Origin of the sequence: Nocardia sp. NPDC004168, assembly GCF_040610355.1 — a bacterium.
Taxonomy (GTDB): domain Bacteria; phylum Actinomycetota; class Actinomycetes; order Mycobacteriales; family Mycobacteriaceae; genus Nocardia; species Nocardia sichangensis.
On record NZ_JBEXME010000008.1, the window covers coordinates 43,108 to 65,470 of the forward strand.

Genomic DNA, 22,363 nt, shown 5'->3' on the forward strand with positions numbered 1-22,363 from the left:
GGCTCAGACGAGCGCCTCGACGCGGGCACCGCCGAATTGGTGCGGTTCTAGCGGTGCGAGCACGGGGACCGCCGGACGGAAGACATCCCGCCTTCGGTGGCCGCGAGCCGTGCGCTCAGTGTGGGTGCTGAGCCGCGTACCTGGCTCGTTCCAGCGCTCGGCGCTGCGCGCGCTGCGGATTCTCCAGATCCGCGGGCAAGCCGTGCTTCGCGAGCCGATGCGCACGGTTCATCGGCATGAAAGCGATCGTGTAGAACAGGGCCAGCAGCAGCGCCAGCAGGACCATCGCGCCGCGTAGCCACAGCTCGCCGGGGAAGAGGAGGAACACCGCGAACAGGGGTGTGAACGGCACCATTCCGCGCAGCACGTGCCGGGTGGCAGCGAACCTGCCGGTCAGGTCGTCGCGCACCCACTCACGCATCGAATCGGGCAGGCGGCGGCCGAAGGCGTAGCCGATCCACTGGATCGGACCTGGCCGTCGTTGCTGTCGGGTCATGACCGGGCTCCTGTGTTCGAGGACGGGGCGTGGGGCTCGGCGAGCATCGACCGGCGGGCCGCCTCGTTCACCCGGGTGAGGACATCGCGCAACTGCTCGAGGTCGGCCAGGGTCACGCCGAGGCGTTGGACGACGGCGGGCGGTATCCGCTCGGCCTTCGCGCGCAGTTCGGCTCCGGCCGGGGTGAGGTTCACCACAAGGTTGCGCTCGTCTCGGCTGTCGCGTTCGCGACTGATCAGCCCGGCGGCTTCGAGGCGTTTGAGCAGCGGGGACAGTGTGGGGGAGTCGAGCTGGATGGCCTCGGCGATCGCTTTCACCGACATCGGCGCCTCGCCCCAGAGCGCCAGCATCACCAGATACTGCGGGTGGGTGAGCCCGAGCGGTTCGAGCAGCGGACGGTAGACGGCCAGCACCGCGCGATTGGCCACGGCCAGCGCGAAGCACACCTGCCGGTCCAGGCGCAGCGGATCCTCGATCTCGGTCTCCATCGGTCCTCCTTGTCTACCGCTAAATTAGCGCATGAATAGTTCGTGTGTTAATCAATGTGGGCGACATCTCGGCGCGAGATACCGGCTTCGGGGCCGCCGCTGGATACCGTGAATCCATGCACCACGACGCGGGTCCGCTACGCATCGAGGAACTCGACGCGGTTCGTGGCTTCGCGCTGTGCGGCATGCTGGTGGTGAACATCTGGCGGATCACCGACATCGCGGCGACGGACGAATCGGGCGTGGTGCTACCGATCCGGCACACGCTGTCGGTGGTGTTCGAGGGACGGTTCTTCCCGATCTTCTCGTTCCTGTTCGGGATCGGCTTCGCACTGCTGCTGGACAGTGCCGAGGAACGGAGCGAGCGCCCGCGACTGGTCCTGATCCGCCGCTTGCTCGCGCTCGGGGTGATCGGCCTGGTCCATCAGCAGTTCCAGCCGGGTGAGGCGCTGCTGCCGTACGCGCTGGCCGGGCTGGCGATCCTGCTGCCCGCCTCGGCGCTGCCGAACTGGGCGGTGCTGCTGGCGGGACTGGTAGGAACATTCGGCGTAGCGCTGGCCCTCGGCGGCGGGCTGGCCCTGGCGCCGGGGTTGTTCCTGCTCGGCCTGGCCACCGCGCGCGCCGGGATCGTGGACACACTCGATGAGCGGGGCTGGCAGATCGCCGCGGTCTTCGCCCTCGCCCTGCCCGCCGCGATAGTGGCGGGCAGGTGGGAATACCGCACACCGTATCTGGAGCTGTGGTCCACTCCCGCCGTGGCTATCGCGGGTCTACTGGGCGCTCTGGCCTATGTCACCGGGCTGCTGCTGTTGCTGCGCATCGAGCCGGGCCAGGTACTGGCGGAGGTGTTGCGGCCGCTGGGTCGCCTGGCTTTGACCAACTACGTCGGCGCCACCGCGCTGATCCTGCTCGCGGCACCGCGTCTCGGCCTGTCCGGCTCCGGCAGCTACGCGGCGGTGCTCGGGTTGGCGGTCGGGATCATCGCGGTGCAAGCGGTGTGCAGTGCCGTGTGGTTGCGGTTGTTCGAGTACGGCCCGCTGGAATGGGTGTGGCGCTGCGTCACCTGGTGGACGGTGGTGCCGATCCGGCGGACGCGCGTGCCGAGCCGTCCGTACTGAGTTCAGCGCGGGGCCGCCGGATCGCCGGTGTTCTCCAGTTCGGCCAGGGTCGCCGAAACCAACGGCCCCGTAGCGAATTGGACGGCGACCTCGACCAGCCAGGCCGACTCGGCGGCCAGTGTGGGTCGACTCGGTTCACGGAACGACTGGTCGTCGCCGGTGGGCGGCAGACCGAGCCGGTGCGCCCGTAGCGCCGCGGCGATGCTGGCGGCCTCGATAGCGGCGGCTCTGTTGCGATCCGGGATCTCCAGTTCGGTCGCCAACCGCTCGGCGATCGCCACCGCTTCGGCGGACAGATGCGGTCGTAACCGCAACAGCCAGTCCCGTATCTCGATCACCCTGCGGTACACCCGATCTCGTGCCGCCGTGCCGCGCCGGTCCGGCAAATGCGCCAGTTCCGGGTCCACCTCGCGCAGGGCCAGCCACAACGGGCGCAGCCGCGGCAGCGCCCGCAGCCGGGCGGTGGTGTGCAGCAGCCACGGCGCCAACGAGGGGCACAGGTAGCCGATCAGCATGACGGTGGCGCCCAGGCTCGCGAACGCGGGCGCGATATCGGTGTTGAGGCGGCGCAGATCGATACCGAACCACGCCGCGCCGATCGCGATCACCTTGCCCACGCTGTAGCCGAGCGCGACGGCGCTGCCGAGCGCGAGCAACCGCAGGCCGCGGCGCAACCAGATTCGATCGACCTCGCCCATCCACCGGCGGCACAACACGATGATGCGGATCAGCGCCGCCGAGTAGACGGTGAGGTAGACGCCGAGGAACGCCACCGCCAGCGGGGCTTTCGCGTAGTGGTCGTCGAAGTCGGTGGGATGACTCTCGTCGTGCACCGGCGCCGTCGTGAACAGCGCCGCCAGCACGACGGGCACGAGCATCGGCAGGACGAGCACGCGCCGTGCCGCGCTCGCGTCCGGTTCCCGCTCCGCCACCATGAACCCGGTCCAGACCACCTGGGCGAGCACCGCGCCCGCGATGGCCCCGTACACCACCAGGGACGCCAGGTTGGGCACGCCGGAGACGTCATCGATCCAGGTATAGGTGCGCGGCACAGCCGCTTCGAACCCGATGCCCGCCGCGAGGATGGCGAACGCGACCGCCCAGCGCGCGGGATTGCCCGGGTTGCGCAGGGCCAGACCGGTTCGCCACAGGAACGCCGCGAAGGCGAAGACGCCCACGCCGCCGTACACCAGCGCGAACCACATGCTCAGCCCTGCCCCGGCCCCAGCGCGTCCAGCAGTCGGCGCGCGGCGACCGGGGCGGAATCGGGCAGGACCCACTCCTCCCGTGCCGTCCACTGCGTGATGTGGTGCGTCATCAGCATATTCGCGATGTTTTCGGCCTCGCGTTCCTGTGGCTGCGCGTAGCTGGTGCGCCCGAGCATGCGCCGCACGACCGCGGGGTCGATGTTCGGCGCGAGCAGCCGCACGGCTTCCGCGCCGCGCACGTCGACGGTGCGGTGCCCGGCGAGCAGATGGCCGAGCTCGTGACAGACGATGTGATCCTGATGCATCTTGGAGGTGTTGCGCTGATAGGCGATGAAATCGATCGCGTCGGTGACCAGCAGGCCGCCGGTCAGGCCGGTGACCGGGAAGCTCTCCGGGCGCAGCCGCAGGGGACGGGCGCGCCGCTCGGCGACGGCCTCGGCCAGCTCGCCGACGGTGAACCGGCCGGGCAGTCCCATGGCGCGCAGCTCCCGGCGCAGCCAGCGACGATCCAGCACCGGCTGGTCACCTCCGTCCTTGCTCCAAGCCGCGATCCGCATCGCTCACCCGTTGTGCTCGTTCTCGATGCGTCGCAGGATGTCCAGCATCGCCAGCACCGATTCAGCGCGGACCGTACCCTGTTGCAGCCCGTCGCGCAGCACCAGTTCGAGTACCTCGTGTTCGGCATTTCCCTTGAGCGCGTTGATCAATGCCAATTCGCTGCCGCGCGCTGCCGCCAGTCGCGGGTCGGTGAACGGATCCAGGCTGTCGAGCCCGAAGTAGCCGCGCAACACCTCCAGCGTCTCGTAGGACGGGTTCACTGCCTGCCCGGTGCGCAGCTTCCAGAGGTAGTTGGCGGACAGGCGCGTTCCGGTGGTGCGGTGGATGTCTTCGGCGAGCGCCCGGTGGGTGATCTCCTGCGGTCGCCCGTCTTTGCCTGCGGGCGGGTGTATTCCGTTGATGAGCGTGTTGAGAGCCCGTGTAAACGGGTGTAAGCCGTCCCCCATATCAGCGTGTCTCCTGTGGTTGACAGGGCCTGTGGCGTAGATCATACTCGTCCCTGCTCCGCCAGCACATGCCGGTGTGGTCGCCCCCGAAGGGGCGTCGGCCACGAGAGGCCCGGCATCCCAGAGCGGTAGCAGGTGGGGCGATCATCGTCGCTCGCCCCATTTCATCGGAGCCGCACCGGTAGTGTCAGTGGTCCGCGATGGCGGAAACCGGAGCGCCAGGCGATCTCTCGTTCGTCCACCGCGAGCGCCGCATCCGGCCATCGCGTGAGGACGTGCTCGAGAGCGGCCGCGGTGACGGTGTGTACCAGCGCGTTCCCCAAGCAGGCGTGCATGCCGTAACCGAGCGCGAGCTGGTCCGCGCGGTCCCTGGCGAGGTCCGGTACCGCTGGGCGCGGGAAGATTTCGGGATCGTGGTTGGCCGATGCCAGGCACAGCAGTACCGTCTGTCCAGCGGCGATCGTCGTGTCGCCGATGACCAGGTCGGTGGTCGCGAAGCGCGGTCCGGCCAGCACCTGCGGGGAGAGATGCCGCAGCAGCTCGTCCACGGCTGATCGCTTGTCGCCCAGGGCGTACCACGTCTGCCGCAGGCCCGGACTGCCGAGCAAGGTGAGCACCGAACCGGCGATCAGATCGGCGAGCACTTCGTACCAGACGAACAGCAGGTAGAACAGCAGCCCGGTCAGCTCAGCACCGGTCGGCGACCCGCAGGCCCGGTGTGCGCCTACCCAGCGCCCCAGCGCGGTGTCGGAGCGCGGTGCGCGCGCGGTGGCGTCCGCGATGATCGCGAGCATGGTGGCCAGGGTGTCGCGGGCGCGCGGTGGTGCGGCCGACGGCAGTAGCGTCGAATGCGCCCAGCCGCGAAGGCGTTCGGCAGTGTGGTCGTCGAGGCCGAGTAGTTCGCCCAGCACGGCGGCGGGAAGCGGCACGGCAAGCCGCTCGACGAGATCGACGGTCTCGCCCGAATCATCCTCGTGCAGCAGCGAATCCACCAAGCGGGGCGCGCGGTCGGTCCACTCGGCCAATCGGCGTGGCGACAACTCGGAGGTCACCAGACCGCGCAGGCGTGCATGGTCGGCCGGCGCGGCACTGAGCATCGCGTCCAGCGGTGGCGGCACCGAGAAGCCCCGGTAGTCGTCTCCCTGGGCATACCGGACCCGAGTGGAGAGCCGCTCATCCAGCAGCCCGGCCCGTACGTCGCGGTATCGCGTCACCAGCCAGGCCGGTGGCCCATCGGGCGTGCGAACGCGGTGAACGCCCCCTTCGATGCGCAGTCGCTCGAGCGTGGGCCACGGGTTACGGGCGAAGTCGGAGTCGAACACATCCGTCACTCGCCCATCATCCCGCACTGTGTCCTGGGGACGGTGGCTGCCGAGGGCTGCCGGTGCGTGCTGCGCGCCGATCAGGAGGCGGCGGCTCCGGTCTGCCGGATCGCGTCGAGGACTTCACCGTAGGTCAGCGTGGTCGAGTTCACGAGCGCGCGCTCCGAGGCCACGTCGATGTCGACGGAATCGATACCGTTGACGCCGCGCAGTGACGATTCGATCGCGGACGCGGACTCGCGGGTAACGTTGTGCAGAGTAACCGTGTACGTCATGTAATTCGCATTGACCGATCGCGCTCGCTCAAACTTTCCTTTCCGTCCCGTTTGATCGTGGAGACCCCGGGAATAGCCGGGTTGTCAAACGACTCGACGCAACAGGGATTGCCATGATCATCATCATCGGGCTCATCGCCTTGATCGCGGCCGTGATTATCGGAGTGGCCGCGGTAGTGGGCAACACCGGCCCCGCTCAGCAACTGACGAGCGATTTCGCGGTATTCGACTATCACTTCCACGGTTCCACCGGAGCACTGTTCGGTTACGGAGTAACGCTCGGTGCGATCGGGGCGTTCGGACTGGCCCTCGTCCTATCCGGCGCCTGGCGGGTCACCCGCCGCGGCGTGGCCGCGCACAGTCCCGTCGCGAGATGGCGGCGGTGCGGCGCGATCTGGCCGCAGGCACTACCGCGCCGGTGGAACGCACCTCGCAGGAGCCGGCTTGGCGGCGGTGGTTGCGCACAGGCGGTTCGGGTACTGCCCGCACCGATCGCGGCGCCACGGTATCGACCTCGAAACCCGTGACCGCGAAATAATTGAGAAGAAAAGGAATACGACAATGATCATTCTCGGCCTCATCCTCCTGGTCTTGGGTTGGCTGCTCGGAATCGGGCTGCTCACCACGGCGGGCATCATCGTGCTGATCATCGGGCTCGTGCTGCTGGTGGCCGGTTCGGTGGGCCGTCCGGTGGGTGGCCGCCGCTGGTACTACTAGGGTTCCGCATGAAGTTCGAAGATCGCCTCGCGCATCAAGTGCAAGCGACCAGGGGCAGCGTGAAGAAATTCGTCGGCCGTGCGACCGGCAACTCCCGGCTGGAGGCCGAGGGGCGGCGGGAGCAGGCCCGCGGCAATCTGAAACGCGCCGCGGACAAGGTGCGGGACGCGTTCAAGCGCTGACCGCGCACCGCTCGACCGGTGCCGGGCGAAGGCCGATGGCCTCCGCCCGGCATTGTCGTGTTCTCGCGAAGGAAAAGTTCGAATTCTCGCGTGCGCGTCAGACTCCGGCGATTCCGGCGAGTTGTCCGATGCCGTAGGTGACGGCCATCGCCAGCGCGCCGCCGAGCACCACCCGGACCACCGCCCGGCCACGGGCACTTCCCCCCAACCGGGCGCTGACCGACCCGGTGAGCGCGAGCGCGGCGAGCACGGCCGCGAACGTCACCGGAATACGCGCGTCGACCGGCGGCAGCAGGATGGCCAGCAACGGCAGCAGCGCGCCGAGGGTGAAGGCCACCGCCGAGGAGAACGCCGCCAGCCAGGGGTTGGTCAGCTCGGCGGGATTCAGGCCCAGTTCGGCCTCCGCGTGCGCGGTGAAGGCGTCGTGCGCGGTGAGTTCCTCGGCGACCTTGCGCGCCGTTTCGGGCGTCAGCCCTTTTGCCTGGTAGATCCCGGTGAGCTCGATCAGCTCGTAGTCCGGCTCGTCGCGCAGCTCCCTGCGCTCTTTCGCCAGCAGAGCCCGCTCGGAATCGCGCTGAGTGCTGACCGAGACGTATTCGCCCACCGCCATGGAGATCGCGCCAGCCGTCAGACCCGCGATGCCCGCGGTGAACAAGGCCGGTGTATCGGTGGTGGCCGCCGCGACGCCGACGACCAGACCCGCGGTGGACACGATGCCGTCGTTCGCGCCGAGCACACCGGCGCGCAGCCAGTTGAGTTTGGACGCGAAGCCGTTGCCGTGCGGTTCGTGCGGATGTGCGCCGGAGGCGTCGGTCGTGCGATCCATGAAACGCACCCTAATCACCACCGTGTGACGCGGGCGGGAATCGCGACAGCTCGAACGGTTAAGCGCGGGGTTGGTGGGGAACCGCCAACGGATGCGGCGGCATCGTGCGGTGGATGATCTGGAGAATCAGCAGGAACAGCACCGAGAGTCCGGCGGTGGTGAAATCCCCGACCAGAACCGCCAGTACGGCGAACGCGCCGAACACCGGAAACTCCAGCACGGCGCACCAGCGGAGGATCCGCAGCCGCCTGGCGTTGGCGGCCAGCCGTTGCACACCGTCGTCGATGATGGTCAGCGCCGTCTCGTAGCGCACCATGCCGTCGCCGACCTGGACGAACATGTGCACGGCCTGGTCGCGGCTGAGCTCGCCGAGCCAAGCCCGGTCGATCAGCCGCTTGCCCTCCTCGGCGACCTCCTTGATAACCGCGTCCATGCGGCCCCCTTCCCAGTCGTCCGGAGAGTCTAGCGGCCGAATCGCGCCTTCCCAGTGACGATTCAAGCGGGCGGGAAGACGTAGACGCGCTCCGGCACGATCCGCACGATCACCCGCCGCGCCTCCGGTTCCGGTGGCGGCGTCGCGCCGCCCATGTACTTGGCGTACATCGCGGTGAGCAGGGTCTTGTCCGGGTCGTCGGTGAGCTCCACCCGGCCGCGCACCTCCGCGTAGCGGCCGTCGGCGCGGCTGAGCACCAGCAGGCTCACCCGCGGATCGCGCCGCATGTTGCGGGTCTTCAGGCGTCCTTCGATCGTGCTGAACAGCAGGGTGTCGCCGTCGTGGTCGACGAAGATCACCGAGGACTGCGGACGGCCGTCCGCGTTCGCGGTGGCCAGTACGGCGGCGTGCGGGCCGTCGATCAGGGTGCGCACGATGTCGTCGAGTTGCATCGGAAGTCTCCTCGGTCGGTGCGGAATCACGGTGATTCCCGTAATGCTGACTTCCGCCGCGATCGGAAGGAATCGCCCAGAGCGATTCTTTTTCGGATCCCGTCCGGTCCATATCTGCGACGGCTCACGCGTAGTGAACCGGGAAAGGACTCGCGGATGACCTCGACCAGTGCGCTACCGGACACCGAATTCACTCGCAGTACTCAGTCGTATCGCCGGGAACTGCTCGCGCACTGCTATCGCATGCTCGGCTCGATCCACGACGCCGAAGACGTGGTGCAGGAGACCTATTTGCGGGCTTGGCGTTCGTTCGGCGCCTTCGAGGGCCGCTCCTCGGTGCGGACCTGGCTCTACCGGATCGCCACGAACGCGTGCCTGACCGCGCTCGAGCACCACGGTCGGCGCGTGCTGCCGTCCGGTCTCGGCGCTGCGGGCACGGACCCGTCGGCGCGGCCCGTGGCCGCGGCGGGCGTACGGTGGCTCGAGCCGCTGCCGGACACCCTGGTGACGCCGGACTCGGCGGACCCGGCGGGTGTCGCGGTGGCTCGCGACAGCCTGCGCCTGGCGCTGATCGCATGCCTGCAACACCTGAACGGCAGGCAGCGTGCGGTGCTGTTGCTGCGCGACGTGCTCGGTATGCCCGCGGCCGAAGTCGCCGGAGTGCTCGACACCAGCACCGCGGCGGTGAAGAGCACATTGCAGCGCGCGCGAGCCCGGTTGACGGAGGTATCGGCGGCGGCCGAGCAGGCGGTGCCGCCGAGCGAGCCGGGGCAGCGCGCGCTGCTCGAGGAGTATCTGACGGCCTTCCGACGCGCCGACCCGGCCGCCATCGAACGACTGCTGCACCGGGACGCCGTGCTGGAGATGCCGCCGTCGGCCACCTGGTTCTCGGGTAAGCGGACGTGCGTCGCCTACCTGGCCGAGCACGTCCTCGGCGCTCCCGGCGCGTGGTTGCTGTTCCCGGCCGCGGCGAACGGGCAGCTCGCCGCGGTCGCCTATCACCGGCAATCGGATTGCGTCTACCGCGCTTTCGGCGTCGCGGTGCTCACCACGACCACGGACTCGATCATCCGGATCACCGCGTTCGGCGACCCGGATCTGGTCACCGCGTTCGGCTTCGCCCCGGTCCTCGGGTGAACGAAGGTCGCGATACTCGCACGTGCGCGGTACTTCTTGCCGGGAGTCGGATCGGTCGTGGAGCGCTATCGGCCGCGCTGGATCTCCGGCCGGTCGTCTCGAATTCCGATCCAGGCGTAATCCCGCGCCCTGGTGATCGCGACGAGCTTCTGCCGTTCGGCGAGTTCGGCTCGTTCGCGTCCCGCGCCGGTGCGTGAGTCCGCGCCCGCGGGCCAGGTCGGATGGAAGACCGCCGCGAAATCGAGCCCCTTGGCGCGATGCACCGTGCCGACCTTGACCGCCGCCCGCGGTGTTCCGTCGTAGTCCTCCAGGGGCAGTGTCGCGATGCCGACGGCCTCCAGCGCCCCGGCGAGCCGCCCGGCCTCGTGCCGCGTCCGGGTGAGTACTGCGATATCCGACAACGGCTTTCCGCATCCGCGAATACCGTCGACCAGCGCGGCCTCCAGGTACTGATCCGGTCCACGCCAGATCCGCACCACGCCGTCGGGCAGGGTGACGTCGGCATCGCGCAGCGGCACGCCGGGCGCGTCGTCGAAATCGCCGAGCTCGTTCACCGCATCGATGCCCGCGGCGTTCTCCCAGACGCGGCGGCGGTTGCGGTAGTTCACCCGCAGGATCTCGCCGCGGCCGCGCAGATCGATGCCCGCCTCGGCCATGCGCCAGCCTCCGGCGTACACCTGCTGCTGGCCGTCGCCGAGCAGCAGCAGCGGACTCGACCCGTTGCCGCCCGCGATGGCGTGGGCCAGCCGCAGCCCGGCCAGCGTGATGTCCTGCACCTCGTCGACGACGACCGCGTCATAGGGTTCCGGGAGCGGTTCGTTGCGGATCTCGGCCAGCGCGATGGCGATGACGTCGCTGTAGTCGGAGATGCCCCGCTCGCGCATCTCGCTGACGTACGGCACGTACAGCTTGTGCCACACGTCGGCGCGCCGGTCGTCGCCGAGACGAACACCGTTGCGCCCGTATCGGTCCGCGCGCTGGTAGACGTCCAAGTCGTCGATCTCGCGCCCCTTGATCACCCGGTCGATCTCCTCCCGCCAATAGCTCGCGCGCGGCTCGATGTCCTCGAAGTCGGCCCTCGCCCGTTCCCAGACGCGGCTGAACACGCGGTCGGCTCCGTGCGGGTCGAGTTTCGGCGCGGCGATCCGCTGTGCGAGGAAATCCAGGGCCCAGGCGTGCAGACCGGCGAACTGGACGCGGCTCTCGGTTCCCGGGGCGAGCCTGCGGAAGTAGGTCTCCTGGCAGTTCGCGAGCGTCTTCACGAACGTCGTGTACAGCTGACGGCCGGTGGATCGCCGCGCCTGCCTGGCCATTCGGTGCAGCGCCACGACGGTCTTCCCGGTGCCCGCAGGGCCGGTCAGCCGCGCGGGGCCGGTGTAGTTGCGCGCGACCAGGATCTCCTGTTCGGGATCCAGGAAGGTCATCCAGTGCTGGAACGGCCTCTGCAACGCCGTATTCCGCTGCGGCGCGAGCACCTCCGACCGATCGAGCAGAGCGGGATCCGCTGCGCCCTGCGCCGCTTCCTCGAACTCCAGCAAGTCGTATTCGCGGGCCGACTGGTGGGCGACGGTGTTCGCGATGGCCTGTACCCGGGTGGGTCGCAAGTGCCGCTGCCGTGCGCGGATCACCCGATCGAGCTCGCCCGGCCCGGCCACGGCGAACCGGCCGTCCACGCGCACCCCGATTCCGGCGGGTACGAGCAGGACGAGCTGCACGTCATGGGGGACCAGCTTCTCGCGCCCGAACTGCAATCGGCCGAATCGTGCCTCGACGTCGCGGTGGATCTCGTCGAGTTCGGCCGGGACGCCCTCGGCGAAGCGCAACGCGAAAAGTCCTGTCCCGCAGAACAGCAACGCATGGGCGTGCGTGGCGGGCAGGTCCACGGGGTCGCGATGGACGAGCAGGTATCGGCCCGGTTCGGCCAGCGCCTCGGCGAGAAATGTGCGCTGGTGCGATGTCAGGCCGGGAATGCGGGTCAGCGTGTCCGTGACACGCGAAAGCCAGGCGTTCATGGAGTCCCCCTTCCGGTGCACACCTACCCCGTCTTCGACGGTAAAGACACCGCGTCGAGGAGGGAATGCGCCGAGGGCTTTCCGGGACAACCGTTATCGAAACGGGCGGATCGGACACCGGACCGTTGTCGGCCTGTCACCCGAAAATGTTGTGCTGCTGTGTTCTTCCATCGGATTCCACGCGGCGCAGGGTGGTCGGCGTTGTGCCCCACCATCTTCGGGCACATCGGGTGAAGGTCGCTTGTTCCGACAGCCCGATCAGCGAGGCGACCTGACTCATCGGCATATCCGTCGTGGTCAGATAACGCCGGGCCGCGTCCCGGCGGACCTCGTCCAGGATCGCGGCGAACGAGGTGTGTTCGGCGGCGAGGCGTCGTTGCAAGGTGCGCGGGTGCACCGTGAGCAGCCGTGCCACCGCGCCTATCTCGGGCGCGGATGTACCCAGGAGCTGCTGGACGGCGGCGCGCACCTGCGGGGCGAGCGCCGCCGCCGCGTCACCGGACTGCTCCGCGAGGAAGGCCATCGCCAGCCGGTGCAGATTCTCGTCACCGCCGGTGAGCGGCCTGCCCGCCAGGCTGCGCGGCATACGTAGCGCCGCGAAGGGCCGCTCGACCCGCACCGGGGCGCTGAAGAATTCTTCGTAACCGGCGAGCGCGGCCTCGGGCCGATAGGGCAACTCGACCGAGCGCAACCCGTATCGGTCGCCCACCAAGCGCTGAATGGTGCGATGCACGAACGCCAAGCCCAGGTCGGTGCCCTGGACGGGGGTGGGAAGTCCCGGCCGCACGCTGTAGCGCAGCGCGATCACGCCGCGATCCCCGTAGGGGTCCGGTTCCAGCGTCAGGCTCAGCGACCGCGCGTGCAGGAACAGGTACCGCGCCGTGCACTCGAGCACGTCGGCCAGCGACGGCGAATTCCGGATGGCCAGCGCCAGCGGGCCGAGCATGTCCAGATCCTGCCGCTGGGAGATCCGCAGACCCAGGTCGGGGCAGCGCAGCTGGTGCGCGGCCAGTTCCAGGACGGCCGCGACGCGCTCGTCCGGCACGAGCAGATCGTCGGCGTCCAAGGCGGCCACCGGCAGCCCGCACGCCGTGGCCAGCGCCTCCGCGTCGCCACCGAGTTCGGCCACGGTCGCGCGGAAACCGCGCAGCCCTGCGGATCGAATCACCGACATGTCGTCGAGGATCAAATAGTTGTCGCGCAAAGTCAAGATAGCGACCCCGTGAGGCTCGCACACTGGACACATGACGCAGACCGACACAGCACCGGAACACCTCGATGTCGTGATCGTCGGCGCGGGACTATCCGGTATCGGCGCTGCCTACCGCTTGCAGACCGAGTGCCGTGGCAAGACCTACACCATCCTCGAGGCCCGCGACACGCTGGGCGGCACCTGGGACCTGTTCCGCTACCCGGGCATCCGCTCGGACTCCGACATGTTCACCCTCGGCTACCCGTTCAAGCCGTGGCGGGACGCCAAGTCGATCGCGGACGGTCCGTCGATCCTGCGCTACATCACCGAGACCGCGACCGAGAACGGCATCGACCGGCACATCCGCTTCCGCACCAAGGTCCTCGCGGCCGATTGGGACAGCGGCGCCGCGCGCTGGACGCTGACGCTCGAGCAGCGCGACGCGACCGGCTCCACCGAGACGCGCACGCTGACCTGCGGCTTCCTCTACGCCTGCGCCGGGTACTACAACTACGACCAGCCGCACGCACCGGAATTCCCCGGCATCGCGTCGTTCGCCGGCGAGGTGGTGCACCCGCAGTTCTGGCCCGAGGACTTCGACTATCGCGGCAAGCGCGTCGTCGTGATCGGCAGCGGCGCGACCGCGGTCACCCTGGTCCCGGCGATGGCGGAGCAGGCGGAGCTGGTGACGATGCTGCAACGCTCGCCGACCTGGATCAGCGCCGTCCCGGGGCGGGACAAAGTGGCCGACAAGATCCGCGAGCTGCTACCGCCGCGGCCCGCGCATCGGCTGATCCGAACCAAGAACATCCTGTTCGGCATCGGCTTCTACCAGTACTGCCGTCGCAGGCCGGAGGCGGCGCGCAAGCTGCTCACCGGCCTCACCACGCGCATCCTGAAGGACGAACAGGCCGTCGCCGAGCACTTCACGCCCAGCTACAACCCCTGGGACCAGCGTCTGTGCGCGGTCCCGGACGCGGACTTCTTCAAAGCCATGAAGAAGGGCAAGGCCGAGGTCGTCACCGATCACATCGACAGCTTCGTGCCGGAGGGCATCCGGCTGAAGTCCGGCCGGGTGCTGGAGGCGGACGTCGTGATCACCGCGACCGGGCTGCGACTGCTCGCCTTCGGCGGCATCGCGCCCAGTGTCGACGGCGTGCGGGTCGACTTGTCCGAGCAGTTCGTCTGGCAGGGAGCCATGCTCACCGGCGTCCCCAACTTCGCCGTGTGCATCGGGTACACCAACGCGTCGTGGACGTTGCGCGCCGACCTCACCTCTCGGCTGGTCTGCAAGGTGCTCAACCACATGGACCGCAAGGGTTACGCCTCCGTGGTGCCAGAGCCACGGGGCACGCTCGAGGAGCACCCGCTGCTGGATCTGGCCTCCGGTTACGTCCAGCGCTCCATCGGCGACTTTCCCCGGCAAGGCGGCCGTCATCCGTGGAAGGTGCGCCAGAACTACCTGCTCGACTCGGCGACCACGCTGCGCACCGACTTGGACAAGACGCTCACCGCGACGCCGAAATCGGCCGTCCGGCGGCCGGTGCCTGTCGCCTGACCCGTCACGGAGGAGTGGGGTCAGCGCGCCCGGAGTACGACGATGCCCGGTGTCGACCGCACGTACTCGGCGAAGGGCGAGTCCACCACCTTGTCGTTGCCCGCGAGCGAGGACGCGTTGCGGAAGACCGGACCGGCGTCGGTCATGACGAAGATGCCGACGTGGGTGACGTCCAGGCCCGGTTGGTCGGCATAGGCGCCGATGTAGTCGCCGGTGCGCAGCCCGCTCACGACGTCCTGGCCGACGGCGGCGCTGGGAATGTAGGTGATCGCGCGATCGACCACGGGCAGCCCCGGAAGATAGGTGCCGCCGTCGGCTTTCGCGTTGAGGTGTTCGGTGACGGTCACCGCAGCGGTGCTCAACGTCGCCGTGATGTCGGTGGCCGCGACGTCGGGGACGTTCGACCAGTCGGTGAAGAAGTGCTTGCGCTGCTGGAAGTCCACGCGGCCGCCCGCGTAGCGCGTGCGGATCAGGTTCGTCGTGAACCGCTCGCGGTCGGTGGAGCGGGTGAGCGCCTCGACGTAATCGAGGAAGGTGAAGCAGTCCACCCGGCGCAAGTCGATGACCAGCTGTTCGGGCTGGGTCGCCGATCCGACGAGCATGTTCGCGCCGTAGGGCGTGCCGAGGAACCGGCGCGACAGCAGCTCGATCAGTTCCGCCTTGCTCGCCGCCGCGGGCGCCTGAGCGCGCAGCGACAGCAATTCGTCGAGCTTTCTCGCGGTGACGTCGTCGAGGCGCACGGCCTCCGGAGCGCCGAGCGCCACGGTCGGTGTGGACACCGCGGCGCAGACAAGGGCCACGAGGACGAGCAGTACACGAGCGATGGTGCGCAAGACGCCTCCAGCGGAGTGGGCCGGCCGATCCGTACACGACAGCGACACCAACGGTAGGTGATGAGGGTCGGCAAGACCTAGCGCTGTCCAAACACCCCTTCTGGTGGACTGAACGTCGGGTCACGAGGTGGTGGCCCCACGTCCCCACCGAAAGGGTTATCCGACATGACGAGAATCGTTCGAGCCACCTTCGCTCTGGGCGGTCTGCTCGCCGCGGGCGCGCTGCTGGTTCCGGCGACCGCCTCCGCGCAGCCGCAGCCGGGCGGACTGCTGGAGACGACGTGCAACTTCGCCCAGATCGATGCCGCCGTCCATGCCCAGTTCCCCGACGCCGCCGCCCGGCTCGACGCGCACCCGGACCGGAAGGCGAAACTCCAGGAACTCCTGAGTCTCCCGGTCGAGCAGCGCAAGCAGCGCGCCAAGGAATTCCTGGACAAGCACCCGGAGGCCAAGGCCAGGTTCGAGGAACGCCGCAACTCGCCGGAGGCGCAGCAGCACCGCGAGAAGCTGCGCGTCATCGCCGACACCTGCCACAACTACTGAGCACGCTGCGGGCGAGGTGTCGGACTCGCCCGCACCTCGCTACGCCCGCGCGCGGGGGAGGTCGACGGTGACCGCCAGACCGCCCTCCGGGCGGGCCGTCGCGTGAACGACGCCGCCGTGGGCCTGTGCGACCGAGCGCACGATCGACAAGCCGAGCCCGGCGCCGCGGGTATCGGAATCGGCCGAGCGTTCGGCGGTGGCGAGTCTGCGGAACGGTTCGAAGAGACTGTCGACTTCGAACGCGGGCACCGGGGGACCGCTGTTCGCCACGGTGAGCACCGCGCGCTGGCCTGCCGTCCTGGTCCGGATGCTCACCCAGCCGTTCTCGGGCAGGTTGTAGCGCACGGCGTTGTCGAGCAGATTGTGGACGAGGCGTTCCAGCAAGAGCGGATCTCCCTGCACGGGCGCGGTTTCGAGATCGGCGGTGATCTCGGCCCCTGGCCGTTCGGCTCTGGTCCCGACCGCGTCGGCGGCGAGGTCGGCGAGGTCGGCGCTGCGGTGTTCGGTCAGCCGCTGTTCGCTGGTGGCCAGCACCAGGAGGCCGTCGATGAGCCGTTCGTGACGGCGGTTGACCTCGAGGAGCGTGGCGCCGAGCCTGCGGGTGGACTCGGGAACCTCGGGGTCTTCCAACGCCACCTCGATCAGGGTCCGGTTGATGGTCAGCGGTGTGCGCAGTTCGTGGGAGGCGTTCGCCACGAATCGGCGCTGTCCGTCGAAGGCCCGGTCCAGGCGCTCCAGCATCGCGTCGAAGGTGTCGGCCAGATCCTTGATCTCGTCCTGCGGACCGTCGAGGGCGATGCGCTCGTGCAGGCTGGTGTCGGCCACGCGCCGCGCGGTCGCGGTGATCCGCTGCAAGGGATGCAGGGCACGTCCGGCCAGCAACCAGCCGAATCCACCCGCGGCGATCCCCACCGCGCCCAAAGAAACCAGCGACCACACCAGCATGGCGCGCAAAGTATCCCGCCGATTCCGCTGGGCTTGCTCGCCGAGCGCCTTGAACAGTTCCGCGGACACCGGAGCACGGTTGCGCTCCGCCCGCTCGAGGAGATACTCCCGCACCACTTGCTGCGCACCGCCGCCGGGCCGTCGCTCCAGCGACTGATTCAGGTAGAAGTACATCAACGCGATCAGTACCGCGCCGGCCAGGAAGAACGCCGTCGCGTACAGCAGCGTGAGCCGCAGCCGGATCGTGCGCCCGTTCATCGGATCCGGTATCCAACGCCGGGCTCGGTCTCGATCAGCCGCGGGTCGCCCAGCTTCCGCCGCACGTTCATGATCGTGTACCGCACCACGCCGGTGAACGGGTCGATGTGCTCGTCCCATGCCTTCTCCAGCAGCTGCTCGGCCGAGACGACGCCGCCGTCCGCGCGCAGCAGTTCGGCCAGCACCGCGAACTCCTTGCGCGACAGGGTGACCGGTTCACCGTTCCTGGTGACGGCGAACCGGTGCTGGTCGAGCCGGATACCGGACCGCTCCAGCACCGGGGGAGCGGCGCTGCGTGCCCGCCGCCCGAGCGCCTGGATCCGGGCGACCAGCTCGGCGAAGGCGAACGGCTTGGTCAGATAGTCGTCGGCGCCAAGCCCCAGACCGGCTACCCGCTCCGCCACCGCGCTCGCGGCCGTCAGCATCAGGATCCGGGCCGAGCCGCCGGACTCGATCAGCGTGCCGCACACCTCGTCGCCGGAGACGCCGGGCAGATCCCGGTCGAGTACCACCACGTCATAGTCGTGCACGCCGGTACGTTCCAGCGCCGCGGTGCCGTCGTACACCACGTCGACCGCCATGGCATGCCTGCGCAACCCGTCGGCGATCGCGTCGGCCAGCAATCTCTCGTCCTCGACAACAAGCACCCGCACCCCGCCATCGTGCCCTCTACCGCTGTTGGGTGAACGTTAGTCCGGCCCCGGCGGGCAGATCTGGGTAGGCTCGCGGACGAACCGGCGCACCCGACTCCCAGGAGAGACAAGCCATGGCAGGCGACTGGAACACCCAGATCATCGAGGAATTCCGCGCCAACCAAGGCAAGGTCGGCGGCCCCTTCGCCGGTCGCGAATTGCTGTTGCTGACCAGCACCGGCGCGAAGTCGGGTCGCCCGCGCACCAATCCGCTCGCGTTCGTTCGCGACGGCGACGACATCGTGGTGATCGCCTCCAAAGCGGGCGCTCCGACCAATCCCGACTGGTTCCACAACGTCCGGGCGAACCCGGAGGTCACGCTCGAGATCGGCACCGAGACCCTGGCGGCGACCGCGACTCCGGTCACCGAAGGCGCGGAGCGCGACCGTCTCTACGCCGCCATGGTCGAGGTGATGCCCGGCTTCGCCGAATACCAGGAGAAGACCGACCGGGTGATTCCCGTCGTCAAGCTGACGCCGCACTGAGCGGAGCTGGGGCGGCGCCGTTCCCGGTCGTGGCCGAACGGAAGCGTCAGCCTGCCGTGATTCCGGTGATCAGCGTTTGATCCGTGCCCGTACGGGTCGTGATGAACTGCGTGAAGGTGTTCGCCTCCTCGCCGGGGAACTGCTGCGTCAAGCGGACTTCCCACCGTGCCTGGCCGTCGGGTCCGTCCCCGGCCCGGGAAATCTGCACGCAGTATCGGGTGCCCGCAGGCACCTGGTTGATGCCGCGCTGGATCTGATCGGCGGGCGATACCGCCGCGTCGGGGGCGACCACCGCGCGAGCCCGGTACCCGGATCGTTCGGCGTAGTAGGCGTACTCGAAGGCGAAGATGGCGTCGGGGCCGTTGCCGGTGCCGCCCGGATCGGTGCCGGAGACGACGTCGGCGGTGCGTTTCTGCTCGCATCCCGGCGTGGCGATGGCCCACGGCGGCCTGACCCGTGAGGTGGACGTCGAGGTGGTCGGCGCGGGTCCGGCCGCGCGCGGCGGTGATGTCGCCGCCGCTGTGCGCGAATTCGCCTCGGAGCCATAGATCATGGCCAGGCCGATCGAGACGGTGGCGATCACGATGGCGAGCACGATCAAGACCGTCAGCGAGCGGTTGCCGCGTTGCTGTTCGGTGCGCCGCGGGTGGCGCACCGGGGTGCCGGGATGGATGCCGGATCGGTTGACGATGGCGGGCGCCGTGACGTGGCCGTCCTCGGGCTCGGCCCGCACCGGCTCGGTGGGTGCGCCGCGCTGCTGCGGGGCAACGGGTTGCGGCGGTCGCACCGCGGCGGGCGCGGGTTCGAGCCATTGCTCCCACTCGCCGAGGCGCAGCCGGGTGTCTTGCCGCTCCGGCGGGCGCGGTGGCTCCGGCGCCTCGTACTGCGGCTCACGACGACGAACCTGCTTGCGCCGGCCGGGTGAACGACGTCGTTTGGACGGCTTGCCTGCCGGAATGCGCAGCATCGGCAGACCCGTGTCGAACGGATTGGCCTGGCTCGCGCCCTGACTGGGATGCTCCCGGTCAGGGGGCGTCATCGTCGAATTCGCCCAGCACCGGTACGACCGCTGTCACGGCGGACGGTATGGTCACGCCGAGTTGTCCGTCGCGCGGCTTGTGCTCCTGGTCTTCGCCGCCCGGCGGCGGAGCGGGCGGTACCACCATGCCGCCGGTCGGGCCGGGATGAGCGGGATGGTCCGGGCTGCTCGCGGGCGCGGGTGGCGCGGAGTCGACGGCGGGCGGCGCGACCGCGGGCGCGGGCCTGCTCTCCGGTTTCGGCGCATCCGCTCGCGCGGCGGGCGACGAATTGCCGGGCGGGATCAGCGAACCCGGGCCGCTGGTCGACGACTTGTGCTCCGGCGATCCACCGAAGTCGAACAACTTCGAGGAATTCTTCGAGTCGTCGCCGGTCGTGCCGGAGTTGGTGGTGGAGCCCGGGTTGATCAGCTCCGGGATCGCCTTGTCCGCGGCCGCGGCGACGGTGTCGATGCCATGGATGCCGACTTCGGCGATCTTGTCGATGATGTGCGTGCCGATGTCGACGCCCGCGTTGATGGCCGTGGTGCCGAGGTCCACCCCCGCGGAGATGAGCTGCTGCTGCAATTGCAGTTGCGCGACCATGGCCGGGTCCATGGGCTGTGTGGTGGCGGGTGTCGTGGTGCCGGGCACGACTTGCCCGGTGCTACCGGGATAGACAGCTTGCCCCTGGCTGACGCCGGACGGCGTGGTGACCGTGAGCGGTCCCATCTCGTCGAGTTTCCTGGTGTGGTCATCCATTTCGGTGCGCGCGGCCGTCACGGTGGTGAGCGCGTCGCGCAGCGCCTGGGTGGCGCGGGTGATGACGGCGTCGGTCTCCGGTGCGGAGGTCGCGTTGTCCAGGATCTCCCGCGCGTCGCGCCGGAAGTCGGCGATGATCTGGTCGACGCGCCGCGCCGCGCGCCCGGAGGTGGCGTGCGCGTCGGCGAGAACGGACAGGTAGGCCGGACCTCGGTCGGAGATGTCGCCGATCTGGGTCTGCGTGGTGCGCATCGCGGGCACCGCGCTGTCGGCGGCCTGGGAGGCCCAGGTCGATTCCAGGGCGTGCAGCCCTTCGCGGTGCGGGCCTTCGGTGTCGGCCGCCTGGGCGGATGCGGCCGAGAGCGCCCCGGTCGCGGCCGCGCTCGGCACGCCGACACCGGTGCCGAGTGCGGAGCGCAGCGTCAGCAGTGGCTTGACCAGCGCGGCGACGATCGGCGGATCGACGCCAGGTTCGGTGCTCACCGGCCTGGTGGTCTCGGCGGCGGGCTGGGTGGTGTGGGTGCGTTTGCGCAGTCCCATCAGGCTTCTCATGCCGGTGCCTCTCCGGACCGCGTGATCGCGCTCGCCGTCGCGGCGTCGACATCCTGCGCGTTCTCGCTGTAACCGCGCAGCACTCGGCCGTATGCGCTGACCAGCTGTCCGGCCGTCGACAACGCTTCGGCGTGTTCGGACACGGCCGCGGAGAAGCGCGCCGCGAATTCCGCGCCGACGACGCCGAGATCGGCGGCCAGTCGTTCCGGATCCACCGCGCCGGAGGCGACCGTGGCCGCCGACGCCAATTGTTCGGACACCGCGTCCGCGATCGCGGTGTAGGCGGCCACCGCCGCCGGGTCGAGCCTGAGCGTATCCACTGTTCCCCTCCCGGATCCCAGTCTGTCGCTACCGCGCCATGATTCACCGCCAAGGGTACTGTGCCGAAGCCCCGCCATGCGCCTGTTCCTCGGTGGTCGGTTTCGCGCGTAGGCCACGCTTTCGCGTGTCCGACCGTCCGCGCGGCGTGGGCGGCATCTCGAAGCATCCGCGGGCGCGTCCTGGCGCGACGGCCGACCTCCCTGTTCACGAGCCCTCCTGTGTCCCTTGCCGATCCGGCCGGAGTGGCGTCCACCCGAGCGAACGCGTGCGTGTCGAGATTGTTATTCGGAACAACAAATTAGCTGTTGTGCGCTGCGTCACAGTCCAATATGTTGCTGTGAACAACATTTGTTCCACTCCGACCGGCCGGGGCATCGTCCCGGCCGGTGATGAAAGGCCCACTTATGCGTAAGGGCATCCTCAGCGCCGCCGCGCTGTCGTTCGCGCTCCTGGCCGCCACGCTCACCGCGTGCGGCGACTCCGGGGACTCCGGCGGCAAAACCCAGATCGGCGTGATCCTTCCGGACAGCAAGACCTCCGCCCGCTGGGAGACGGCGGACCGCAAGTACCTGCAACAGGCGTTCGAAGCCGCTGGCGTCAAGGCCGATATCCAGAACGCCCAGGGCGACAAGAACGCCTTCCAGACCATCGCCGACCAGATGATCACCAACGGCGTCTCGGTCCTGGTGATGACCAACCTGGACAGCGGCACCGGCAAAGCGGTGATCCAGAAGGCGAAGTCGCAGGGCGTCACCGTGATCGACTACGACCGGCTCACCTTGGGCGGCGGCGCGCAGTATTACGTCTCCTTCGACAATGTGAAGGTCGGCAGCTTGCTCGGTGCGGGAGTCGCGCAGTGCCTGACCGATCGCAACGCGGTGCGCCCGGTGGTCGCGTACCTGAACGGCGGACCGACCGACAACAACGCCGCCCTGCTGAAGACCGGCTACGACGGTGTGTTGAAGCCACGATTCGACGCGGGCCAGTACGTCAAGGGCCCCGATCAGGCTGTCCCGGAGTGGGACAACACGACAGCGGGCACCATCTTCGAGCAGATGCTCACCGGCAGGCCGGATATCGGAGGCGTCGTCGCGGCCAACGACGGATTGGCCAACGCCGCGATCGCGGTGCTGAAGAAGCAGAAGCTCAACGGTCAGGTGCCGGTCAGCGGGCAGGACGCCACGGTGCAGGGACTGCAGAACGTGCTGGCGGGCGACCAGTGTATGACCGTCTACAAGGCGATCCAGAAAGAGGCCGAAGCGACCGCGAAACTGGCGGTGGGCCTGGTGAAGGGGGAACCCGGCACGACCAACGGCACCGTGCGCGATCCGGAGTCGAACGCCGACGTGCCGTCGGTGCTGCTGGAACCGAAGGCCATCTACCCGCGCAACGTCAAGGACGTGGTGGCCGACGGTTATGTCACCAAGACCGAGTTGTGCACCGGCGAGTTCGCGAAACTCTGCGCGGACAACGGGATCTGATATCGCACGCCCCTTCCGCGGTTCGATGAGGGGATTGCGGAAGGGGCTCCATTCT

The 22,363-nt window shown here is 69.0% G+C and carries 27 protein-coding genes; 8 read left to right on the plus strand and 19 right to left on the minus strand.

The window, feature by feature from the left end; genetic code table 11:
• Positions 1-115 precede the first annotated feature (115 nt).
• Together ABZW96_RS17220 and ABZW96_RS17225 are read right to left on the minus strand one after the other, a co-directional pair.
• On the minus strand, positions 116-496 hold the full coding sequence (locus ABZW96_RS17220; protein ID WP_355075633.1) for a DUF5313 family protein: 381 nt from the start codon (positions 494-496) through the stop codon (positions 116-118).
• Positions 493-984 carry a MarR family transcriptional regulator gene (locus ABZW96_RS17225; RefSeq protein ID WP_355075635.1) on the minus strand — a complete coding sequence of 164 codons (492 nt, stop codon included), beginning with the start codon at positions 982-984 and terminating at the stop codon, positions 493-495. Before ABZW96_RS17225 ends, ABZW96_RS17220 begins: the two co-directional genes overlap by 4 nt.
• Positions 985-1,100: 116 nt before the next feature.
• Between ABZW96_RS17225 and ABZW96_RS17230 the strand changes: the two genes are divergently transcribed.
• A complete protein-coding gene (locus ABZW96_RS17230) occupies positions 1,101-2,102 on the plus strand; it encodes a DUF418 domain-containing protein (protein WP_355075636.1) in 1,002 nt (333 codons plus the stop codon).
• A gap of 2 nt (positions 2,103-2,104) precedes the next feature.
• On the opposite strand, the gene ABZW96_RS17235 is transcribed toward ABZW96_RS17230, so the two are convergent.
• The 6 genes from ABZW96_RS17235 to ABZW96_RS17260 all read right to left on the minus strand — a co-directional run bounded on the left by ABZW96_RS17235 (position 2,105) and on the right by ABZW96_RS17260 (position 6,153).
• The gene (locus ABZW96_RS17235) at positions 2,105-3,307 is read right to left on the minus strand and encodes an MAB_1171c family putative transporter (RefSeq protein WP_355075637.1); all 1,203 of its coding nucleotides are present in this window, start codon (positions 3,305-3,307) and stop codon (positions 2,105-2,107) included.
• 2 nt (positions 3,308-3,309) lie between these two features.
• Positions 3,310-3,867 (minus strand): hypothetical protein, encoded by a 558-nt coding sequence (locus ABZW96_RS17240; RefSeq protein ID WP_355075639.1) that lies wholly within the window; start codon positions 3,865-3,867, stop codon positions 3,310-3,312.
• A gap of 3 nt (positions 3,868-3,870) precedes the next feature.
• Positions 3,871-4,314, minus strand: coding sequence for a hypothetical protein (locus ABZW96_RS17245; protein ID WP_355075641.1), 444 nt, complete (start codon positions 4,312-4,314; stop codon positions 3,871-3,873).
• 164 nt (positions 4,315-4,478) lie between these two features.
• Positions 4,479-5,645 carry a cytochrome P450 gene (locus ABZW96_RS17250; protein WP_355075643.1) on the minus strand — a complete coding sequence of 389 codons (1,167 nt, stop codon included), beginning with the start codon at positions 5,643-5,645 and terminating at the stop codon, positions 4,479-4,481.
• Between the two features lie 71 nt (positions 5,646-5,716).
• Positions 5,717-5,911, minus strand: a complete 195-nt coding sequence (locus ABZW96_RS17255) for a heavy-metal-associated domain-containing protein (protein WP_067802986.1) — start codon at positions 5,909-5,911, stop codon at positions 5,717-5,719.
• Positions 5,908-6,153, minus strand: a complete 246-nt coding sequence (locus tag ABZW96_RS17260) for a hypothetical protein (protein ID WP_355075644.1) — start codon at positions 6,151-6,153, stop codon at positions 5,908-5,910. Before ABZW96_RS17260 ends, ABZW96_RS17255 begins: the two co-directional genes overlap by 4 nt.
• Before the next feature lie 319 nt (positions 6,154-6,472).
• On the opposite strand from ABZW96_RS17260, the gene ABZW96_RS17265 reads away from it, so the two are divergent.
• Positions 6,473-6,628, plus strand: coding sequence for a DUF6131 family protein (locus ABZW96_RS17265; RefSeq protein ID WP_086006372.1), 156 nt, complete (start codon positions 6,473-6,475; stop codon positions 6,626-6,628).
• A gap of 8 nt (positions 6,629-6,636) precedes the next feature.
• Positions 6,637-6,810 carry a CsbD family protein gene (locus ABZW96_RS17270; protein WP_355075646.1) on the plus strand — a complete coding sequence of 58 codons (174 nt, stop codon included), beginning with the start codon at positions 6,637-6,639 and terminating at the stop codon, positions 6,808-6,810.
• 97 nt (positions 6,811-6,907) lie between these two features.
• Here ABZW96_RS17270 and ABZW96_RS17275 read toward each other — a convergent pair whose 3' ends face one another.
• From ABZW96_RS17275 to ABZW96_RS17285, 3 genes are all read right to left on the minus strand, one after another.
• Positions 6,908-7,636, minus strand: coding sequence for a VIT family protein (locus tag ABZW96_RS17275; RefSeq protein ID WP_355075648.1), 729 nt, complete (start codon positions 7,634-7,636; stop codon positions 6,908-6,910).
• A 58-nt stretch (positions 7,637-7,694) separates the two neighbouring features.
• The gene (locus ABZW96_RS17280; RefSeq protein ID WP_355075650.1) at positions 7,695-8,069 is read right to left on the minus strand and encodes a hypothetical protein; all 375 of its coding nucleotides are present in this window, start codon (positions 8,067-8,069) and stop codon (positions 7,695-7,697) included.
• 62 nt (positions 8,070-8,131) lie between these two features.
• Positions 8,132-8,521, minus strand: a complete 390-nt coding sequence (locus tag ABZW96_RS17285; protein WP_355075652.1) for a PPOX class F420-dependent oxidoreductase — start codon at positions 8,519-8,521, stop codon at positions 8,132-8,134.
• 156 nt (positions 8,522-8,677) lie between these two features.
• Here ABZW96_RS17285 and ABZW96_RS17290 point away from each other — a divergent pair, with 156 nt between their 5' ends.
• Positions 8,678-9,658, plus strand: a complete 981-nt coding sequence (locus tag ABZW96_RS17290; RefSeq protein WP_355075654.1) for a sigma-70 family RNA polymerase sigma factor — start codon at positions 8,678-8,680, stop codon at positions 9,656-9,658.
• Between the two features lie 65 nt (positions 9,659-9,723).
• On the opposite strand, the gene ABZW96_RS17295 is transcribed toward ABZW96_RS17290, so the two are convergent.
• Both ABZW96_RS17295 and ABZW96_RS17300 read right to left on the minus strand, forming a co-directional pair.
• Entirely contained in the window at positions 9,724-11,670 is a 1,947-nt protein-coding gene (locus ABZW96_RS17295) for a UvrD-helicase domain-containing protein (RefSeq protein ID WP_355075656.1), read from the minus strand.
• A gap of 136 nt (positions 11,671-11,806) precedes the next feature.
• Positions 11,807-12,880: an AraC family transcriptional regulator gene (locus tag ABZW96_RS17300; protein WP_355075658.1), complete on the minus strand. Its 1,074-nt coding sequence runs from the start codon at positions 12,878-12,880 to the stop codon at positions 11,807-11,809.
• 34 nt (positions 12,881-12,914) lie between these two features.
• On the opposite strand from ABZW96_RS17300, the gene ABZW96_RS17305 reads away from it, so the two are divergent.
• Positions 12,915-14,420: an NAD(P)/FAD-dependent oxidoreductase gene (locus tag ABZW96_RS17305; RefSeq protein WP_355075660.1), complete on the plus strand. Its 1,506-nt coding sequence runs from the start codon at positions 12,915-12,917 to the stop codon at positions 14,418-14,420.
• 20 nt (positions 14,421-14,440) lie between these two features.
• Here ABZW96_RS17305 and ABZW96_RS17310 read toward each other — a convergent pair whose 3' ends face one another.
• Entirely contained in the window at positions 14,441-15,253 is an 813-nt protein-coding gene (locus tag ABZW96_RS17310; RefSeq protein WP_355075662.1) for a DUF1460 domain-containing protein, read from the minus strand.
• Positions 15,254-15,418: 165 nt separating this feature from the next.
• Between ABZW96_RS17310 and ABZW96_RS17315 the strand changes: the two genes are divergently transcribed.
• Complete coding sequence (locus tag ABZW96_RS17315) at positions 15,419-15,796, plus strand: hemophore-related protein (RefSeq protein WP_355075664.1); 378 nt, start codon at positions 15,419-15,421, stop codon at positions 15,794-15,796.
• Between the two features lie 39 nt (positions 15,797-15,835).
• Here the strand turns inward: ABZW96_RS17315 and ABZW96_RS17320 are convergent, their stop codons facing one another.
• A complete protein-coding gene (locus ABZW96_RS17320) occupies positions 15,836-16,999 on the minus strand; it encodes a HAMP domain-containing sensor histidine kinase (protein WP_355075666.1) in 1,164 nt (387 codons plus the stop codon).
• On the minus strand, positions 16,996-17,652 hold the full coding sequence (locus tag ABZW96_RS17325; RefSeq protein ID WP_355075668.1) for a response regulator transcription factor: 657 nt from the start codon (positions 17,650-17,652) through the stop codon (positions 16,996-16,998). Before ABZW96_RS17325 ends, ABZW96_RS17320 begins: the two co-directional genes overlap by 4 nt.
• A gap of 113 nt (positions 17,653-17,765) precedes the next feature.
• Here ABZW96_RS17325 and ABZW96_RS17330 point away from each other — a divergent pair, with 113 nt between their 5' ends.
• On the plus strand, positions 17,766-18,176 hold the full coding sequence (locus ABZW96_RS17330; RefSeq protein WP_355075669.1) for a nitroreductase family deazaflavin-dependent oxidoreductase: 411 nt from the start codon (positions 17,766-17,768) through the stop codon (positions 18,174-18,176).
• Positions 18,177-18,222: 46 nt separating this feature from the next.
• Here ABZW96_RS17330 and ABZW96_RS17335 read toward each other — a convergent pair whose 3' ends face one another.
• The 3 genes from ABZW96_RS17335 to ABZW96_RS17345 are packed head-to-tail and all read right to left on the minus strand — an operon-like array spanning position 18,223 to position 20,826.
• The gene (locus ABZW96_RS17335) at positions 18,223-19,215 is read right to left on the minus strand and encodes a hypothetical protein (RefSeq protein WP_355075671.1); all 993 of its coding nucleotides are present in this window, start codon (positions 19,213-19,215) and stop codon (positions 18,223-18,225) included.
• Positions 19,202-20,506 (minus strand): hypothetical protein, encoded by a 1,305-nt coding sequence (locus tag ABZW96_RS17340; protein WP_355075673.1) that lies wholly within the window; start codon positions 20,504-20,506, stop codon positions 19,202-19,204. The genes ABZW96_RS17335 and ABZW96_RS17340 overlap by 14 nt, the downstream gene beginning before the upstream one ends.
• Complete coding sequence (locus tag ABZW96_RS17345; RefSeq protein WP_355075675.1) at positions 20,503-20,826, minus strand: hypothetical protein; 324 nt, start codon at positions 20,824-20,826, stop codon at positions 20,503-20,505. The genes ABZW96_RS17340 and ABZW96_RS17345 overlap by 4 nt, the downstream gene beginning before the upstream one ends.
• 405 nt (positions 20,827-21,231) lie before the next feature.
• On the opposite strand from ABZW96_RS17345, the gene ABZW96_RS17350 reads away from it, so the two are divergent.
• Positions 21,232-22,308, plus strand: a complete 1,077-nt coding sequence (locus ABZW96_RS17350; RefSeq protein WP_355075677.1) for a substrate-binding domain-containing protein — start codon at positions 21,232-21,234, stop codon at positions 22,306-22,308.
• Positions 22,309-22,363: the final 55 nt, after the last annotated feature.

Excerpts from the sequence above, each read along its gene's own strand:
- ABZW96_RS17220 (WP_355075633.1), bottom strand. The coding sequence starts at position 496 with ATGACCCGACAGCAACGACGGCCAGGTCCGATCCAGTGGATCGGCTAC.
- ABZW96_RS17225 (WP_355075635.1), bottom strand. The coding sequence starts at position 984 with ATGGAGACCGAGATCGAGGATCCGCTGCGCCTGGACCGGCAGGTGTGC.
- ABZW96_RS17230 (WP_355075636.1), top strand. The coding sequence starts at position 1,101 with ATGCACCACGACGCGGGTCCGCTACGCATCGAGGAACTCGACGCGGTT.
- ABZW96_RS17235 (WP_355075637.1), bottom strand. The coding sequence starts at position 3,307 with ATGTGGTTCGCGCTGGTGTACGGCGGCGTGGGCGTCTTCGCCTTCGCG.
- ABZW96_RS17240 (WP_355075639.1), bottom strand. The coding sequence starts at position 3,867 with ATGCGGATCGCGGCTTGGAGCAAGGACGGAGGTGACCAGCCGGTGCTG.
- ABZW96_RS17245 (WP_355075641.1), bottom strand. The coding sequence starts at position 4,314 with ATGGGGGACGGCTTACACCCGTTTACACGGGCTCTCAACACGCTCATC.
- ABZW96_RS17255 (WP_067802986.1), bottom strand. The coding sequence starts at position 5,911 with ATGACGTACACGGTTACTCTGCACAACGTTACCCGCGAGTCCGCGTCC.
- ABZW96_RS17265 (WP_086006372.1), top strand. The coding sequence starts at position 6,473 with ATGATCATTCTCGGCCTCATCCTCCTGGTCTTGGGTTGGCTGCTCGGA.
- ABZW96_RS17270 (WP_355075646.1), top strand. The coding sequence starts at position 6,637 with ATGAAGTTCGAAGATCGCCTCGCGCATCAAGTGCAAGCGACCAGGGGC.
- ABZW96_RS17275 (WP_355075648.1), bottom strand. The coding sequence starts at position 7,636 with ATGGATCGCACGACCGACGCCTCCGGCGCACATCCGCACGAACCGCAC.
- ABZW96_RS17280 (WP_355075650.1), bottom strand. The coding sequence starts at position 8,069 with ATGGACGCGGTTATCAAGGAGGTCGCCGAGGAGGGCAAGCGGCTGATC.
- ABZW96_RS17285 (WP_355075652.1), bottom strand. The coding sequence starts at position 8,521 with ATGCAACTCGACGACATCGTGCGCACCCTGATCGACGGCCCGCACGCC.
- ABZW96_RS17290 (WP_355075654.1), top strand. The coding sequence starts at position 8,678 with ATGACCTCGACCAGTGCGCTACCGGACACCGAATTCACTCGCAGTACT.
- ABZW96_RS17295 (WP_355075656.1), bottom strand. The coding sequence starts at position 11,670 with ATGAACGCCTGGCTTTCGCGTGTCACGGACACGCTGACCCGCATTCCC.
- ABZW96_RS17305 (WP_355075660.1), top strand. The coding sequence starts at position 12,915 with ATGACGCAGACCGACACAGCACCGGAACACCTCGATGTCGTGATCGTC.
- ABZW96_RS17315 (WP_355075664.1), top strand. The coding sequence starts at position 15,419 with ATGACGAGAATCGTTCGAGCCACCTTCGCTCTGGGCGGTCTGCTCGCC.
- ABZW96_RS17320 (WP_355075666.1), bottom strand. The coding sequence starts at position 16,999 with ATGAACGGGCGCACGATCCGGCTGCGGCTCACGCTGCTGTACGCGACG.
- ABZW96_RS17330 (WP_355075669.1), top strand. The coding sequence starts at position 17,766 with ATGGCAGGCGACTGGAACACCCAGATCATCGAGGAATTCCGCGCCAAC.
- ABZW96_RS17335 (WP_355075671.1), bottom strand. The coding sequence starts at position 19,215 with ATGACGCCCCCTGACCGGGAGCATCCCAGTCAGGGCGCGAGCCAGGCC.
- ABZW96_RS17340 (WP_355075673.1), bottom strand. The coding sequence starts at position 20,506 with ATGAGAAGCCTGATGGGACTGCGCAAACGCACCCACACCACCCAGCCC.
- ABZW96_RS17350 (WP_355075677.1), top strand. The coding sequence starts at position 21,232 with ATGCGTAAGGGCATCCTCAGCGCCGCCGCGCTGTCGTTCGCGCTCCTG.